The following is a 16,921-nucleotide window of genomic DNA, read 5'->3' on the forward strand; positions in this document are numbered from 1 at the left end:
ATTTACAGACGATTAAATATTAATTTAACGCAGTATTGATATAAAGAAGCAAAGGAATTGATAAAAAACAATATACAAAAATCCAGACGGTGGAAGATTTTGATGTTGCATTATTATTGTGATGTGCGAGATAAGGATAATGCGAAGAGAATTTTGGATAAATATTTTGAAAAAGACTTAAAATGTCAATTGTCGTATCATAGTACATTTAATGATGATGAGGAGGTTGTTCGTATCGTTGACTTGTATGCTCAAAACCATAGTCTTGATGTTCAACAAATTTCATCAAAATCTTGTAGTTTGATTAGAATGGGGCAATATGAAAAGGCTTATTTTTTTATGAAACAGTATTATGAGCAGGCATATATGCAGCGTGAAGGAGTTATTTGTATTAATTATTATCTAGCTTTGGAAAAATATAAGAAACCAAATGATTTTGAAGCTAAAATAAAAAACAAGATGATAGATGGACATATGAATTATACTCCAGCGGAAATGGCTGCAGCCTATGCGCTATTGAATGATAAAGCTAAGTGTTTTTCATACTTGAAAAAAGTTGTGGAAAAGCATGAATTAATGAAGTTTGATATCAAAGAATGGCCTGTGTTTGTTAAATATCATAATGATCCAAATTTCAAAGAAATTACTGATACAAGTAATCTAGAATTGTAGTTCTAGCCAAAATGAGCATATAAATTTCTGAATGGAAGGGTCAATCTTTTGGGAAAATGCTTTAGATAGCTTGTCGAGGCTGAAAAATGCCTAAAATAATAATATATGATTAATACATCTTCTTTTTTCGTATTCCTGAGATATTGCCTTGGAGGTAAGAGTGATGTGAGTGAGATGATTGCTGGCATGGATTGGCAGCAATAGTATTCCTTTGCTTCTAAGCAAGCAATATTGGGGCTTTGTTTTGATGGTATCGAGCGACTGAGTAAGGAGTATTCTGAAGAGTTGAAACAGAACCCGATAGAGAGGGAGCTGATGATGGCTTGGATGGGAGCTGTACAACAAATTCACCGGCAAAACATGAAGGTGAATGTGGTTGCAAACAAGTTCTATTCCATGCTTAGAGAAGATGGATTATCAGAGGAGAAGATGATAGCTCCGAGGATGAAAAGCGAGAAAAGTTGTTGTTAGTAGAGATACTGAATGGTGGCAACATCGGACAGTACATCACCAAATATGGGCACTTCTTTTGGAGGTTACGACACAAATAAGATAAACATATCACATATTTACAACACAAACTATTACTAATGGTAAAAAGAAAAGAAAGAATAGACAACTTAGAGGAAACTCCTCATTCACATCTCCCCTATACTGATTTCGGAGACTCTATAATTAGTGATAAACAACAAATGAAGAAGAAAGTTTTTGTGAGCGGGTGTTATGACCTGCTGCATTCCGGTCATGTGGAGTTTTTCCAGCAGGCATCACGGTATGGTGACCTGTATGTGGGTATCGGATCGGATGCTACTTATCTGGAGTATAAGCATCGCAAGCCTATGTTTCCGCAGGAGGAAAGGCTATTCATGGTCAAGAATATCAAGGCGGTGAAGGATGCGTATATCAATGAGGGAAGTGGAGTCATCGATTTCCTGCCTACTCTTGATAAGGTGAAACCGGACGTGTTTGTGGTGAACGCTGAAGGTGGGTCTGATGAGAAACGCAGGATTTGTGCGGAAAGAGGCATCGAATATGTCGAACTCCAGCGCACGCCTCATGCTGGTTTGAAGGCACGATCTTCTTCTGACTTGAAGAAGGCGTTATCGAACGTATCTGATAATTCGGCACAGGAGGCGGGGATTCCTACCCGTCTGGATCTGGCTGGTACTTGGATTGACCAGCCTTATGTAAGCATGTATCATCCGGGATGGGCGATTACCATCTCGCTGGAACCGACCTTTGAGGTGCGCGACCGCTGCGGTCTGTCCACCTCTACCCGTAAGATGATTCAGAAGATATGGCCGGTCAAGTTGCCGAAGATGGATCCAGAGATGCTCGCCCGACTAGTATTCTGCTTCGAGAATAATCCGGAGCGTCACGATGGTATCATCTCGGGTGCCCAGGATTCTATCGGTATCTGTGTTCCCGGTCTGGTGCGTCATTATTATGACAACAACTTCTGGCCGGAGAAGATAGAGAGTACGCAGGATGAGATGACCCTCCGTTTCCTGGAAGACCATCTGGTGATGATTCCGATGGAACCGAGAAGACCGGGATGCAGTGTGGTGGAAGGTAAGGATATCACGCCTGAGAAGGTGAAGGCGCTGGCTGATGCAGCTGATGCTTGCTGGAAGGCGATTCTTGCGCACGACCTCGATGCCTTTGCTGCAGCATACAGGGCATCTTTCGAGGCCCAGATTGCAATGTTCCCGGGTATGGTGAATCCGTCTATCAACGGTGTGATAGAACCGGAGGCGAGTGTACAGCCGATGATTGACCGCTACAGCAACATGGAGGAGGTTCTGGCATGGAAGATGCCGGGAGCCGGCGGCGGTGGTTATCTGGCACTGGTAGTAAAGGACAGTCTTAAATTTGCAGAGAATCATGACGAAGCCATCCATCTTCAGATACGAAGGGCATAACTATCTGGTGCCCTTCCTCATCATCAGCAGTCTTTTCTTCATGTGGGGCTTTGCCCATGGCATCCTGGAGGTGCTGAATCCGCATTTCCAGGAGTCGTTCCATATCAGCAAGGCGATGTCGGCTTTGACGCAGGCTGCCGTTTATGGTGCCTACTTTCTGATGGCACTGCCTGCCGGATGGATTATCCGGAAGTGGGGCTACAGGAGGGGAGTGATAACAGGACTAGTTCTCTTCGGTATCGGTGCCCTGATGTTCATACCGGGAAGCAGGATCAACAGTTTCTACTTCTTTGTTCTGTCGCTGTTTGTGATAGGATGCGGGCTGACCTGTCTGGAAACGAGTGCGAATCCTTATACTACGGTACTGGGACATCCTGACAAGGCGGAGAGCAGAATCAACCTGTCGCAGTCGCTCAATGGTATCGGATGGATTGTTGGACCGCTGGTTGGCGGACAGCTCCTGTTCTCGGGTGTCAACATTGCCATTCCTTATGCCCTGGTAGGTATCTTCGTGCTTTCTGTGGCACTGGTCCTGTCAAGAATCAAGTTGCCTGATCCAAGGAGAGCGCATGAGGCGGATACGAACGAGATGGTGGAGGAGAAGCCGATGCGAGTGATGGCATTCGGTTTTGGTATGCTGACCTTATTTCTCTATGTGGCTGCCCAGACGGGTGTGAACAGTTTCTTCATCAACTATGCTGAGGAGAGCATTCATATAGAGAAGCAGACTGCCAGTCTGTATCTCGCCTTTGGCGGAATGGGTCTGTTCTTTATCGGCAGATTGGCTGGTGGTGTCATCATGAATTATATCCAGCCAAGTCTGGTGCTGCTGGTCTGTGCCATCCTCACCTTTGTAGCCACATTGATTGTGGTAGTATGTAGCGGAACCTTATCTCTCATTGCGTTTTTCGCCCTGTATCTGGGAGAGAGCATCATGTTTCCGACTATCTTCTCGCTGGCATTGAGGGATGCGGGTACAAAGACCAAACTTGCCTCTTCATTGCTTATCATGACGATAGTGGGTGGTGCGGTTGCTCCTGTAATCATGGGGTATATTGCGGATACTACGGGCAGTATGGCGATTGCCTTTCTCATACCGCTGGTATGTTATGGGGTGATTGGAGGGTATGCGTTATCGAAACGCCACGTTCCTCATTAGATAAAAGGAGGATTTTTCGAAAATCACCCCGTCCCTCTTTACCCTTAAAGAGGGCTCCACCTTTCACCCCTGCCCTCTCTCCTCAGGAGCGAGGGAGAAAACCGCCCTACTCGGTGCTCGGAACCGCTTCGCTCTAAGGATGGCGGACCATCAAAGGTCTTCGCCATGTTTTGCGGGATGGGACCGCCTTGCTAAAGATGGATAGGATTATTGAAGTGCTGGTTTTGTAGTAATTCGCTGATGAGTTGCAGATTTCTTTTGATTTTCTTGGTGGTTTCGAGGAAAAAGCGTATTTTTGCGGCAGATTGCAATTAAAGAATTTAAAAGGAGAACTATTATGGATACATTAGATAAAGAATTTTGGGAAAAACGTGAAGCTGCTATGAAAAGATTTATGGCGGCAAAAGAGCGTAAAAAGGCTCGTGTAGCTGAAATTACTAAGAGCCTTTGTGAGGAATATAAGGAACGAACGGGGGTATATCCTAAATATATAAATGTTTGGTAATGAAACCACTTCCTTTGGATATAATTAATGCTTCTGCTCCTTATGAGGTTTATTGGCATGAAACGTCTCGAACTTATCGCTTTAAAAGTGATCCTCTTATCAAATGAAAGATAAGTTTATTTTGATGCCTGTCAGTATCGAAGATATGGAGGGAATTGAAAATTTTGCAGCTTTAATTATTCGAAAAGATAATCCGAATGTTTTAGATATTGTTGCAGAATTTTCAAACACTGTGGCTATGTTTAGGGTAAAACCTAATAGTCATGACTAATTTCTTTTGATATTCTTGATGGGCTTAAAAGTCTTTACGACCCCTTCGGTTCCCCTTGTAGGGGACAGAAACCTTCCTTACCGTTAAGGAAGGCTCCACCTCTCATCTCGGTCTTCTCCCCTCAGGGAAGGAGAGGGAAACCGCCCTTAGTGCTATATTTGCCCCACCTGTCCCTCCCCTGCGGGAGGGTCCTTACCCTATACTCAAGCCCTAAATCCCTACCATAGGGATTAGGGATGTAACCGCCCTCCGGTGCTCAGAACCGCTACGCTCTAAGGTTGGCGGACCATCAAAGGTCTTCGCCATATTTTGCGGGATGGGACCGCCTGGGGGTAAAAGCTTTGTGTAAGCAGATTCATTAATCAATATAACTACACAATTATGTATACATTTTTAGATAACATGTTCAAGGTGCTCAAAGTGGCAGCTAATAATGAACAACAGAAAGATTTGGCGGCTTTGGCGATTTGTGGGAACAATTTGGAAGCTATTGATGTCCTGCAAAGACTCCATCAGTATTGCTTGAATATTGGCGACTTGCAACATGCTGAAGAAATTCAGCAAGAGATCATCAGATGCCAAAATGAGATTAGTAAAGAGGTTTTGGAAAAGGTATTGAGAAGCAGAAATAGTACAAAGCCATAAGTGTTCTTTTACCTTTGTATCTATTAAGCAACTTTGACTATCAGAATTCTGAGTGCAAAGGTAAAAGAACACTTACGATTTAAAATATAGAAAGCAGATTATTTTTTGAATCTGCAAGATATTGGTAAGGTTGGAATCAGAAAGTTGGTTGATTTTATCATGCTGCTTCGTAGAATCAGAAAGAGTTTGAAGGAAATTAGACCGGACTTGGTATATGTAACACCTAATGCCTGTGGCGATGCCTTCTATAAAGACTATATCGTTAAGGGAATTAAGGTGATTCTCTTGTTTGAATGTTTAGATAGTGATGTCATGAAGTATGTAATAATGTGTGAGTAAGACATAATATGAAACTGATATATTGCTATATAGCGCACTTTCGCAATATCGAAAACCAGGAAGTATCTCTTTCTAATGAATTCGAATGTCATTACCATGATTCTAAGCTGCTTATTGAAAAGCAGGAAAAGAATCCATTGATGGATTACATTTATGATAATGGGTTCATGAGTAATATAAAGATCATTGTCGGAAAAACTGGGTCTGGTAAAACCAATTTCCTGCAACTAATTGGTATGGACGAGTGGCGAAGAATAGAGTCTGATGCTAGTGATGCTTATCTGTTGTTGTATAAAATGCATGATGGAAATGCCTTTTTTGCTGAGGAAGTAGGTCTTGGTCATAAGAAACGTGCATATTATTTCACATATGATTTTGACAAGCATGTGGTTCTTTCCACTACTCCTGCAACTAAAGCGGATAAAGAGAATACGTATATAGTCAATGCCTTTGATAGATATGCTTTTGCAAACTGTCCTTACGAAGATGAAAGGCAGGAAGGGGTGTATTATACTGATACATTTATCCCAAGAATAATTGCTCAATATGGTAAGGCAAGTATTTCTATGGAATGTGATTTCTTAAAAGAGTACTTGAGTCATTTTGCAGAAGAAAGTATCAAAAGAAAGGCCTCTTTGGTTATTAAATGGAATAACTGGCAGAATAAAATCCATTCTGATTTGGATGAAAAACTGGTAAAAAAAGAGTATTGGACATATAAGGATAGAGCGAAAGAGCAAAAGGAAAAGAATCTTCGTAGCGGGCAATACGACAAGCCAGTACAGTTTGATAAGAAATCTACTCCCAAGAGTCGTTTTATACATGACTTGATGGTAGATTTTGCCATATATTTGCGTAAGTGGGCTGAACAGGTGGATTATGAGTTTCCTGAAAAATACTACAGATATGCCGGCATGGTATATAATTTGGGAGTTGAAGACCCTAGAGAATTGCCTGATGGAGAGAAAATAGGTATTTTGAAACGTATCGATTGGTTATGCCAATATATTGATTACCATACTGATGAAGAAACCAGTAATCGAGGACTTGTTTGGCAGATTGGTTCTGATATTAGAGATTTTTTCCATCTTTTAAGTAAGATGGATGACAAATACTTCACAGATACAGAGTTCTCTATACCTGTAATGGATATAGATATTAGTGAAAAATCTGTGATGGGCGAAGTGTTTGAACGGATGGAGCAATATCGACCAGACGAAATTGGTGTTTTTACAAAATGTCTGTTACCTTATCATTGGACTTATGTAAGTTCTGGTGAGTATCAATATGCTAAGATATGGGGCGTGTTGGAAGAATATGGAGTAAAAGTTAAAATATTGACGCAAGGACAAAAATATTCGGAAGCCATTCAGCCTAATCTCATTCTTTTGCTGGATGAACCTGAGAATTATATGCACCCGGAAATGTGCAGGACTTTCATTAGAAATCTAAATGTCTTGCTAAGTAAACGTGACCAAAATTCAGAATTGCAAGTTCTGATTAGTACTCATTCACCATTTATGCTATCTGATGTTATGGCATCCCAGGTTATCAAGATGAACTATGATGAGTATGGTAGGTGTATTATCTCAAAAAGTGAGAGACCTTATTATGCTGCCAATATTCATAGTATTATGGCAGATGGCTTCTTTTTGAAATATACCATCGGGGAACAGGCTCGTATTTTCTTGGAAGATAAGTTTGAACTGTTAAAATCATTGGTATCTAGGAAAAGTGAGCTTTCTTTATCAGAAAAAGAGGAACTTACGATGATTCGCCAATTGATTCCGAATATAGGTGATGCATTGATTCGTCATTGTTTCAGTATGTTGTTGGAAAAGTTGCAATAAGATGATAAGACTATTATTCCCGAATATAGAAGAATTGAAGCAGCTTCATTATGAAGCGGTAAAAAGTTATGTGGCTGATATCATGCGCAAGGAACAACGCAAGGACTTTTATCAGAATGTTATAGTTCTTCCTGGATTTGAAAGTTATGACAAGGAGTATGATTTTAGACATGACACTTTTGATTGGCTCAAACAATTTGTGCTGGCCGATTGCTCGACTCTTGCCAGTTGGGTGGCTAATTGCCCTAAGCTCCTGAAATTTGATTATATGAAGAAGGTGTATATAAACAGATTCTCAAATGGTATCTCGAAATATGTTGACCGGCAAGAAACCTATAATTCGTATGCTTTGTTTGAGAAGATGAATTTGAAGGTTTGTCCATATTGCGAGCATGAGTTTCTGGATGTAGTTGAAGTGATGCAGGGTACTCAGACGAAACGTACTATAGAGTTTGACCATTTCTATCCTAAAGGGAGTGATGAGTATCCAGCTTTGGCTATGTGTTTTTACAATTTGATACCAAGTTGTAAATCTTGTAATCAGCTAAAAATGACGAATCCGGTAGCTGCTAATCCTTATGAGGCTAATATAGAAAATCTTTCTTATTTCTATTCAAACCAACTGATTGGTGTGAATTATACTGCAGTATCAGAAACAGACTTCACAATCGGGCTTCATACAGAGGGTAATATGGTGGTTAATCAAGATACCCTAGGTTTAGAACAAAGATATCAAAGTCTGAATTCTACTGCTTGCCAATTGCTGAAGAACAAACAGAACTTCGATGATGATAAGTTGGCAGAGATGGAGCGTATGGGATTTGGAGCGGTAGAGGAACTAAAGCGTTCATTCTTTGGCAAACCCAGAAGCGAGGCTTTGGGTACAGAGCTGCATACAAAGATGAAAGAGGATTTAATTGGGTATTAAAGTATATAATGACCAGAATGGGTAAGGGATACCAGTTGGAAGATTTTCTCCCAGACTTCGCTATCTAGCATGAAGTAAGGAATAGCTTTCCTACTATCCTCTGCAAAATAGAAAAACAGATGTTTGATGCCTGGGGCTATGGCATACCTTGTGTGGTTACTCCTGTAGGTGGTCTGCCTGATGTTATTAAAGAAGGAAAGAACTGCCTCACTTTCCCATTTGATGATGTGGATGCGCTTACCATGCAGCTTCGAAAACTGATGGAATCTCCTGATCTTCTCAGGAATATGGCTGAATATTCTAAAAGCTTCGGAGAGAGGGTGTTCGCTCCTGTTATGGTGAATGAGAGCATTGAGAAATTATATGAGGAAATATTTAAAGCTTAATCTTGATTTTTAAGTATCAGATTTGAGACAAAGGTTATAGTTATGTCCGTTTCATCAACAGTTTTTGGTTATCATGTTCAATATCTCTATACGTTGTATAGAATGATAGAGTCTGCTGATTCTAAAGAAGTATTCGTGCCCGAAGGAAGAGAAGATTTAGACATATATTTGAATGACCAAATTATCGAAACCATACAGGTGAAGTGTTATTCTGGGACAATCGTGTATTCTGATCTGTTTTCCAAGGGTAAATCTACTTCTTTGTTTTCTCGTGGTAAGGATAGTTTAGATGAAAATTCAAATGTAAAAATATCATTCGTGGCGGTTGGACATGGCAATGATAAAGGAGTGATTTCTGATAGATTGACGAAGGTGTCCTCTCTTGTAAAGTCGCTCAAAAAAGAGGAAACTCTTCATTTGGATTATGCTTCTTCCAAGGAGCTTGCTGCAAAAATATTATGGCAGTCTAAATCGCAAGGAGAGTTGGAAAATTATGTTGAATCCGTTTTAAAAAATCGATTTCCATCTATTGATCCTTTAATAGTAAAGGATTATTTGGTTCAGTGGATTTGTTATCTTGTGATAAATAAAATGTCTGCTACTTATGATGATTTATGTTGTCAGGTAGGACAGATTATAGCGTTTTCTGTGCGTCAAAAGGAATTCTTTACTCAATTTGGACTAACAGTAATTCCACTTTTTCAGTCAGTTTGTCAGGAAGATGTTAATTCTGAAATATCTTATTATCAAGGTATATCTGCTAAGGAAATACATATTGCCAAAAATTATGATGTTGTCAGAGAAGAAAAGTTGCAACAACTCTATGAGAAGCTGAAAGACAATAATCTTGTTTTCATAACGGGTGTCTCAGGTTCTGGCAAAAGTAGTTTAGCATATCGTTATTTGAAGATTTGTGGTACTCCTTTACGATACGAGATTAAATATGTAAATCGAAATAACATATCGCAAATCATTGCCACCATCAAAGATATTTCGAAAGGCTTGAAGAGTGAAGCTTTTGTTTATTTAGATGTGCTGCCATACGATACTTCATGGATTCAAGTGGTAAATGAAATAGAGGATACTCCTTTTGTTAAATGCTTAGTAACAATCCGGCAGGATGATTGGAATAGGTGTAAAAACAAGGTTAATGAGAAACTTCATTATTCTACTCTTGCCTTAGATTTAACCGAATCTGAGGCAAAGGATATCTTTGATCATCTATGCGATAGAGGATTGTGCCATATTGATATATTTGAAGAGGCTTGGAATGAATCCGGACATCCTCAAACATTGCTTGAATATGTGTATTTCTTGACACATGGTGTTCCTCTAAGGGCAAGAATCTCTGAACAGATAGGAAGACTTGATCATGTAAATGCCTCCTTTCTTCAGTATATATCTGTCTCGAATGTCTTGCAGGGAAATATCTCTGTGAATGCCATTCGGAACTTGTGTCATCTTTCTCCAATGGACCTGTCTCGATGTATAGACCAAATGAAAGGTGAATTCTTTGAGTACAATGGTGAAGGATTTTCTGATGTTCACCCCATTAGGACTCATATCATAATTGAAGAGATATTTAGGAATTATAGAAATGGTTTAGAAGAAATTGGTATGGAATTATTCGAGCATATTAATGAAAACACAAGTCCTCTGTTTCTTATGACCCTTATAGATGAAGGAAAATATACGCCTGATTCTCTTTTACGTGAATTGGAGGGTAAGAAGATAAACTCTATGCAAGCGTATATTGTGGCAAGAACATTGGTGTGGTGTGGAGTTAAACATTATATTGATAATAATCAAGCAGCGTTTGATTGGTTAAGGCAAACTGCGCCTCTTTGTTGGCAATACTTAGTGCCTGTTAACTTTACGGAAACCGAACTTGAGGAATCTGTTGATAAATTGTTTGGAAGCCATATAGGTATTACTATGGATGATGTAAGAAAAAGATTTTCTTTGCAGACTGAGGTCTATTTCTATTTATGTAAATGGCTTGATAGTTCTATCTCTTTGGAAAAGCCTAAAGAGTGGCGTGACTATTTTTGGTTAGCAAAATTCTTAACGATATGTAATTTGCAGCTTTCTTATAAGCCAGAATTTGCTGATTTTAAGATGGATGCTAAGGTTCCTAATAATTTAGAAGAGATGGCAGATGTTCTTCTTGGTCTAAAACTGGCTGGTTATGATTCTGCCACATTTAATCAACTGGAAGAAAACTTCGTTAAACAATTTCGCATCCAAAATAATATCTTGGAGTTTGATATTTGTGAAAATGAGGTTAAATGTCTTACTTTCTTAGACTATTTTACTGCAGGGAAACAATTTGAAAATGGAGATAGGGATGGGGATATAATGCATCGCATTAATCTGCATCATATTGATTTGCTGAGAAAAGCATTTCCAAATGCAGATGTATATCATTCAGAGATCATAAAAGATGTGATTTTTGAAGATTTAGATTTGACTTTTGAAAAGCATATAAGTAGAGAAATGTTACCGCTTGACGATATGCAAGAGCCGCGCACAATGATGGTGCATTTGTATGAAAAAAGCTATGTCCTTCCTTCCAGAAAAGCTTATTGTGATCAATTGATAACTTTGCGTAAGCTATTTGTTGATGTAATAAAAGAATATTGGCAAGGTATTGATGACATTCATCGAGTAGGAAAGGCGTACAATGCCAAAATGGATCAAGTTTCTTATGATGTGTGTGATAAGATTTTAAATACTCACATAGAGTTGCCTGCAACTGAAATAAATAGATTCGGATTAGGTTATGAAATTAACAAAAAGGAGAATGAAGATCAAAGTGCAAAAGATAATTTGAAGAAATTAAACTCCTTGTATTCTCATTATTCTACTGATTTGACAATCTTCTTCAGACAGTGTTACCAGCCTTCAGGTGGCTTTATCAATGATGTTCAAAGAATGACGATGATATTGCTGGATGCACAGGATAAGTTGAAAAAATTGCAAAGCTTATTTCATCAGGTTTTTGATGGTTATGTTGATGTCGTTGAGATCAAGCAACTTGATGAGAGAGAAAAACAGCAGATGACGTGCCTTATTGCAGTTTATAATTGGTTAGCTCAAAACCAGCCTTATATGTCTTGCAGGCAGTTATTAAAGCAGATAAAACCAAAGAAACTGACGGCTACTCAAACATCTGAAGTCAACAATGAGGTTATAGATAATCCGTCTCAAACTATAGTTGACTCTATTGAAGATTTGGAAAATCTTCGGAATATGCAATTGAGAGATATTTATAATAGATGCTCTCATCTTGATGACTTATCTATCCAAATCGTTGATAAGTATATAAAACGCTATGATGATACTATAGAGGGTAGGAGAAATTGTGTTTTATAGTTAACTGTATTTTGCTGCTATCGTCAAAATAGATAACGATAGGTTGGCAAGAAAAATAAAGTCCTTACTTAACTCTCTGCTATTGAAGAGAATGAAGCAGTTGGAAAACAATCAAAAGACAATATGAGGTTATCTTGTGATCCCAACAGTGGAGTTTAATATTATCTTCCAATTGACTCATATCTACTCGCATCTGATGAATGAGGGGATTGGGTTAAGGCAACTGGTGGATTATTACTATGTTCTTTGTGACTTTTATAAAGTCTATCAAAATTTTTCGAAAACCCACCCATCCTCCCTTACCCTTAAGGGAGGCTCCACCGCTTTCCCCAAGCCCCTTTTCAATGGTCTTTACACCCCCTTCGGTTCCCCCGTTAGCGGGGGACAGAAACCTCAGGGAAGAAGAGGAAAACCGCCCTACAGTGCTGAATTTTCTACCTCTCCGTCTCTCCTGCAAGGAGAGCTCCACCTCTAACCAAGCCTTCCTCCTCAGAAGGAAGGATGTAACCGCCCTACTCGGTGCTCGGAACCGCTGCGCTCTAAGGTTGGCGGACCATCAAAGGTCTTCGCCATGGTTTTGCGGGATGGGACCGCCTGGCTGTTGCGGTGGGAGATCTAATGCTGCATCAAAGCCCTCGCCATGTTGTGCGGGATGGACCGTCTGGGAATAGCAGTCTATAGTTTACAGTTAATAGTTATAGTTTACGATTGATTTCGTGGTTATTTGCTGATAACTTACAGATTTCTTGTTAATTGCTTGGTGGTTTCGAGAAAAAAGCGTAACTTTGGCGGCAAGTTATATAAATTAAATAAATAGGAGATAGGATTATGGCATTAGCAATTAGTGGTATCCCAATGCTGACAGGTGACGAGGCTTTAGCTTTCAGAGAAAAAGCTGAAGAAACATTGAAGAAGCGTGGTAGCATAGATTTCTCAAAGCAGCGTGCTGAGATGAAGGCTATTCTGGCAAAAGCAAAATTTTAAGTTAGTATTATGGGATTTTTAGCAGATAAAACGGTGTTTTCACCATTGACAAAAGAAATATTGGAAGAATCTATTTCATTTTCATGTGGCAATGAAGACTTGGATGGATTCTTCCATAATGATGCTGTGTCTTATGCCGACAACTTGTTCGGTAAATCTTACTGCTATTATCTTGAGGAATCCAAGGCTGATATCGTATGTGCCTTTACGGTCTCAAATGCCAGTATTTTCACAAAATACTTGCCTAATGCGAGAAAGAAAAAGGTTGGAAAGCATGTTCCTCATATAAAACAGGATTTGATATATCCTGCTGTACTTATAGGAAGATTGGGAATTTCAACAAAATTTCAGCATCTTCATATCGGGACAGAAGTAATGGACTTTATTAAGTCCTGGTTTGTTGAGCCATATAATAAAACGGGATGTCGTTATTTGGTAGTTGATGCCTATAATGAAGACGTGCCTGTAGCATTTTATAAGAAGAATGGTTTTGATTTTATGTTCAGCACAGAAGAGCAGGAAAAATCATATAGAGGTATTGTTTCTGATAAGCCATTAAAGACTCGTCTAATGTACTTTGATTTGATACTTATCAAGTAGGTTAAAAAGCAATGTAAAATACACCGAAAAGTGTAACTGCTTGCAATATGCTTGGTATGCTGTATTGGTGATATATCCAGGAATAAAATATGAGAAATGAGGGTAAGCAGTCAATTTAGGTATTGCCTTGGATATAAGGTTCCTTACCGTTAAAGAAGGAGTCTTTCGAATCCCTCCGTCTCCCTTTAGATAAGATTAGCTGCACTCGGCAATTTGAAAGCAAACTTTCATTGCGCTCATTTGCAAAATCTTTAGCCAAAGGGAGTTTTTTCGAAAACCTACCCGTCCTTCCTTACCCTTAAGGAAGGCTCCACCTCTCATCTCGGTCTTCTCCCCTCAGGGAAGAAGAGGAAAACCGCCCTACTCGGTGCTCAGAACCGCTACGCTCTGAGGTTGGCGGACCAAAGCGGTCTTCGCCATGTTGTGCGGGATGGGACCGCCTTACTATAGCTTGCTGAGGTAGGGAACAGCTGTTTATAGTTTACAGTTAATAGTTTATAGTTTACGGTTAATTTCGTGGTTATTTGCTGATAACTTGCAGATTTCTTGTTAATTGCTTGGTGGTTTCGAGAAAAAAGTGTAACTTTGGCGGCAAAGTTGAACGTTTAATTGAAATAGAATGGAACAGACTGTATTTAACCCTGCTCAGATGAAGATTCTTCAAATGATGTCTTATATCAAGACTCCACAGGAATTAGATAATCTTGAAAATGTTCTCTCTCAATACTTTGCAAAGAAGGTTGATGAGGGGATTGATGAGTTGTGCGATAATGGAAGTATAACTCTTGATACCATAGAGAGCTGGGGTAATGAACATTTACGTACTTCTGGCAAATGAGAAAGATAGTTCTTGATACTAATTGCTTATTGATGAGCCTTCCAAGGATAAGCCCTTATCGTAAGATTTGGGATGATTTCTTGATAGGTAAATTGACCTTGTGCGTTACAAATGAAATTATTGAGGAGTATTTAGAAATCATTGAGCAGAAGACTAATGCAAATATTGCCAGTAATGTTGTGTCTGTGATTCTAAGTCAAAAGAATGTGGAATTCGTAACACCCTATTATAAGTTGCATCTCATTCAAGCTGATGAGGATGACAACAAATTTGTAGATTGTGCTTTTTCTGCTGGTGCAAGTTGTATAGTGAGTAATGATGCTCACTTTAAAATTCTCAATGAGATTGAATTTCCTCGCATTTTTGTTGTAAATATAAAAGATTTCGTGGAGTTATTATTGCGGAATCAAGGAAATAATCATCTTAATTAATAGTTTAAGATGTCGTAACTATTGATTATTGCAAGTAGCAGAAGGAACTCATCTCGGTCTTCTTCAAGTCTTTACGACCCCTTTCGCTGTAGGATGAATATAAAAAGAATATAAAAGGAAAAAGCGTGCAAGCCACATCATAGTCGCCTGCACGCTTTTTTTGTCATCTAAATTTCTGATGATTTCCAGTCGAACACGATGGTGTTGTCTTCTTTGATATTGAAGCTCATACCTACCTTGATAATTTCCTTGCCGCTCATGGCAAAGGCCTCGGCATAATGCTTGCTTTCTATCTGCTCAAGAGCCTCCTGGGCAGTCTTTCCAAACATCAGCTCCATTACATAGATAGTATCGTCCGTCTCCATGGTTATATCAATTCTCCCCTTTGACGTATGTTGCTCCACTATAATCCTGAAATTCGTGAGCAAGGCAAAGATGATATACATCGTTTGCTGGTAATGCCCTTCGTAATGGGTGTTGTTGCAATAAGGCACAGTCTCCCAAAACGATTTCAGCAACTGTAATGCTTCGTCTATCTTGCGCTGTTTAATAAGCACCGACATCTTGGCGATGGTGGTATTGCACATTGCAGTCTTTGAGGTCAGATAATGAGGCAACAAACTTCTGTACAATCCAACTCTTATTTCCTTGTTAGGAATGGCTAGGGTATAGAGCTCCGTTTCTTCATCATAATCCTTGATGGTGATGTAGCCACTCTGATAGAGCAGCGGCATGATGGTGGTCATGGTTTCCGTGGCAGCATCAAAGTCATCCTTTCCGGCTTCCATACTCTCGCCCAGGTTCGCTGGCAGAAAGTTGAAATTGCGCATCATATTGATCAGATAAGTAGGAGTGCCTGATCCAAACCAGTAGGAATCAATCTTCTGCTTGGCAAAGCAGGTTAATAAGCTGAACGGATTATAAACGTCAGGAGAAGGCCATGTAAAATGATAGCCGTCATAATTATCCTTTAACTTAGCTAACGTCTGCTCATACGATAAGTTTAATTTTTCAGCAAGTGCCTCTATGTCATCCCGCATTCCGTTCACCAGTTCATCTTCCGTAATTCCGCAAATTCCGGCATACGGCTCGTCCATACTGATATTGGTGATGTTGTTCAATTCGCTGAAGATGCTGAGCTGAGAGAATTTGGTGATGCCTGTGAGGAATACGAAGCGGAGCAATTTCTCGCATCCTTTTAGCGGACTGTAGAAATTGCGCATGGCGTTGCGAAGTTCTTCCAGTTTTTCATCCTCGTGCACCACATCAAGCAAAGGGGCATCATATTCGTCAATCAGTATTACCACTTGCTTGCCCGTTTCCCTATAGGCAGTCTGGATAAGTGAGATGAGGCGGTCGTTGGCATCAACAGCCGGATTCGTAATGCCCCATTTCTGCTCTTGTTCTGCAAGTCGCTGGTCGAAATATCTTTCCAGCTGGGCTATCTCCATGTGCTTACCCATGCTCATATCGAAATGCAGCACCGGATAGCTTATCCAATCCTTTTCTAGCTTTTCGATGGCGAGTCCTTTGAAAAGCTCCTTCTTTCCTTCAAAATAGCTCTTCATGGTAGTCAGCAACAGCGACTTTCCGAAACGGCGTGGACGGCTCAGGAAGAAATAAGTACCATCAGTATGTGCCATACGATATACATATTCCGTCTTGTCAATGTAGAACTTATCTTCCACTCTGATTCGTTCGAAAGTTTGTAATCCTATCGGATATAGTTTTCTTGCCATAATTGCTCGCCTTTCTTTTAAGTGATATTCTCTTTGTTGGCAAAGATACGAATAAATGGTGAAACCACCAAATTAAAAACATCTTTTCTTCATTTATGCCCCTTATCTCATTTCCTTATACCTTTTATTTCTTTTCTCCCTTCTCTTATTTCTTTTCTCTCCTCCTTTTATTTCTTTTCAGGCTTCCTCTTATCTCCTTTCTTCCTTCTTGCTGTATTAATAATGGGTTAATCTCGGGAAAAGTCTTGGTTGATTATAGGATAAAATGTTCTTTAAC

General features: G+C 39.6%; 17 protein-coding genes. 16 read left to right on the forward strand and 1 reads right to left on the reverse strand.

Annotated features, from left to right (window positions below):
- The first annotated feature begins 57 nt into the window (after nucleotides 1-57).
- The 16 genes from DWV53_RS13725 to DWV53_RS13800 all read left to right on the forward strand — a co-directional run bounded on the left by DWV53_RS13725 (nucleotide 58) and on the right by DWV53_RS13800 (nucleotide 14,905).
- Entirely contained in the window at nucleotides 58-672 is a 615-nt protein-coding gene (locus DWV53_RS13725) for a TPR end-of-group domain-containing protein (protein WP_118154978.1), read from the forward strand.
- Nucleotides 673-903: 231 nt separating this feature from the next.
- A complete protein-coding gene (locus DWV53_RS13730; RefSeq protein WP_118154981.1) occupies nucleotides 904-1,143 on the forward strand; it encodes a hypothetical protein in 240 nt (79 codons plus the stop codon).
- A 221-nt stretch (nucleotides 1,144-1,364) separates the two neighbouring features.
- On the forward strand, nucleotides 1,365-2,594 hold the full coding sequence (locus tag DWV53_RS13735; protein ID WP_118154984.1) for an adenylyltransferase/cytidyltransferase family protein: 1,230 nt from the start codon (nucleotides 1,365-1,367) through the stop codon (nucleotides 2,592-2,594).
- On the forward strand, nucleotides 2,557-3,753 hold the full coding sequence (locus tag DWV53_RS13740) for a sugar MFS transporter (RefSeq protein ID WP_181992510.1): 1,197 nt from the start codon (nucleotides 2,557-2,559) through the stop codon (nucleotides 3,751-3,753). Before DWV53_RS13735 ends, DWV53_RS13740 begins: the two co-directional genes overlap by 38 nt.
- Nucleotides 3,754-4,090: 337 nt before the next feature.
- Nucleotides 4,091-4,258, forward strand: a complete 168-nt coding sequence (locus DWV53_RS15850; RefSeq protein WP_167529954.1) for a hypothetical protein — start codon at nucleotides 4,091-4,093, stop codon at nucleotides 4,256-4,258.
- Between the two features lie 103 nt (nucleotides 4,259-4,361).
- Nucleotides 4,362-4,529 carry a hypothetical protein gene (locus tag DWV53_RS15855; RefSeq protein ID WP_181992511.1) on the forward strand — a complete coding sequence of 56 codons (168 nt, stop codon included), beginning with the start codon at nucleotides 4,362-4,364 and terminating at the stop codon, nucleotides 4,527-4,529.
- A 381-nt stretch (nucleotides 4,530-4,910) separates the two neighbouring features.
- Entirely contained in the window at nucleotides 4,911-5,174 is a 264-nt protein-coding gene (locus DWV53_RS13745; RefSeq protein ID WP_118154990.1) for a hypothetical protein, read from the forward strand.
- Between the two features lie 105 nt (nucleotides 5,175-5,279).
- Nucleotides 5,280-5,513, forward strand: coding sequence for a hypothetical protein (locus DWV53_RS13750; protein ID WP_118154993.1), 234 nt, complete (start codon nucleotides 5,280-5,282; stop codon nucleotides 5,511-5,513).
- 8 nt (nucleotides 5,514-5,521) lie between these two features.
- On the forward strand, nucleotides 5,522-7,363 hold the full coding sequence (locus DWV53_RS13755; protein ID WP_118154996.1) for an AAA family ATPase: 1,842 nt from the start codon (nucleotides 5,522-5,524) through the stop codon (nucleotides 7,361-7,363).
- Between the two features lies 1 nt (nucleotide 7,364).
- Nucleotides 7,365-8,291: an HNH endonuclease gene (locus DWV53_RS13760; RefSeq protein WP_118154999.1), complete on the forward strand. Its 927-nt coding sequence runs from the start codon at nucleotides 7,365-7,367 to the stop codon at nucleotides 8,289-8,291.
- A gap of 119 nt (nucleotides 8,292-8,410) precedes the next feature.
- A complete protein-coding gene (locus tag DWV53_RS13765; RefSeq protein ID WP_118155002.1) occupies nucleotides 8,411-8,677 on the forward strand; it encodes a glycosyltransferase in 267 nt (88 codons plus the stop codon).
- Nucleotides 8,678-8,779: 102 nt separating this feature from the next.
- Nucleotides 8,780-12,052, forward strand: coding sequence for a hypothetical protein (locus tag DWV53_RS13770; protein ID WP_118155006.1), 3,273 nt, complete (start codon nucleotides 8,780-8,782; stop codon nucleotides 12,050-12,052).
- Nucleotides 12,053-12,880: 828 nt separating this feature from the next.
- Nucleotides 12,881-13,036, forward strand: a complete 156-nt coding sequence (locus DWV53_RS15860) for a hypothetical protein (protein WP_006848196.1) — start codon at nucleotides 12,881-12,883, stop codon at nucleotides 13,034-13,036.
- 9 nt (nucleotides 13,037-13,045) lie between these two features.
- The gene (locus DWV53_RS13785; RefSeq protein WP_117729108.1) at nucleotides 13,046-13,636 is read left to right on the forward strand and encodes a GNAT family N-acetyltransferase; all 591 of its coding nucleotides are present in this window, start codon (nucleotides 13,046-13,048) and stop codon (nucleotides 13,634-13,636) included.
- 619 nt (nucleotides 13,637-14,255) lie between these two features.
- Nucleotides 14,256-14,474 carry a hypothetical protein gene (locus tag DWV53_RS13795; RefSeq protein ID WP_117588186.1) on the forward strand — a complete coding sequence of 73 codons (219 nt, stop codon included), beginning with the start codon at nucleotides 14,256-14,258 and terminating at the stop codon, nucleotides 14,472-14,474.
- Nucleotides 14,471-14,905, forward strand: coding sequence for a putative toxin-antitoxin system toxin component, PIN family (locus DWV53_RS13800; RefSeq protein WP_118155012.1), 435 nt, complete (start codon nucleotides 14,471-14,473; stop codon nucleotides 14,903-14,905). Before DWV53_RS13795 ends, DWV53_RS13800 begins: the two co-directional genes overlap by 4 nt.
- A gap of 167 nt (nucleotides 14,906-15,072) precedes the next feature.
- On the opposite strand, the gene DWV53_RS13805 is transcribed toward DWV53_RS13800, so the two are convergent.
- Nucleotides 15,073-16,644, reverse strand: a complete 1,572-nt coding sequence (locus DWV53_RS13805; protein WP_118155015.1) for an ATP-binding protein — start codon at nucleotides 16,642-16,644, stop codon at nucleotides 15,073-15,075.
- Between the last annotated feature and the right edge of the window lie 277 nt (nucleotides 16,645-16,921).

It is taken from the genome of Segatella copri (genome assembly GCF_003465495.1).
In the GTDB taxonomy this organism is placed as follows: domain Bacteria; phylum Bacteroidota; class Bacteroidia; order Bacteroidales; family Bacteroidaceae; genus Prevotella; species Prevotella copri_G.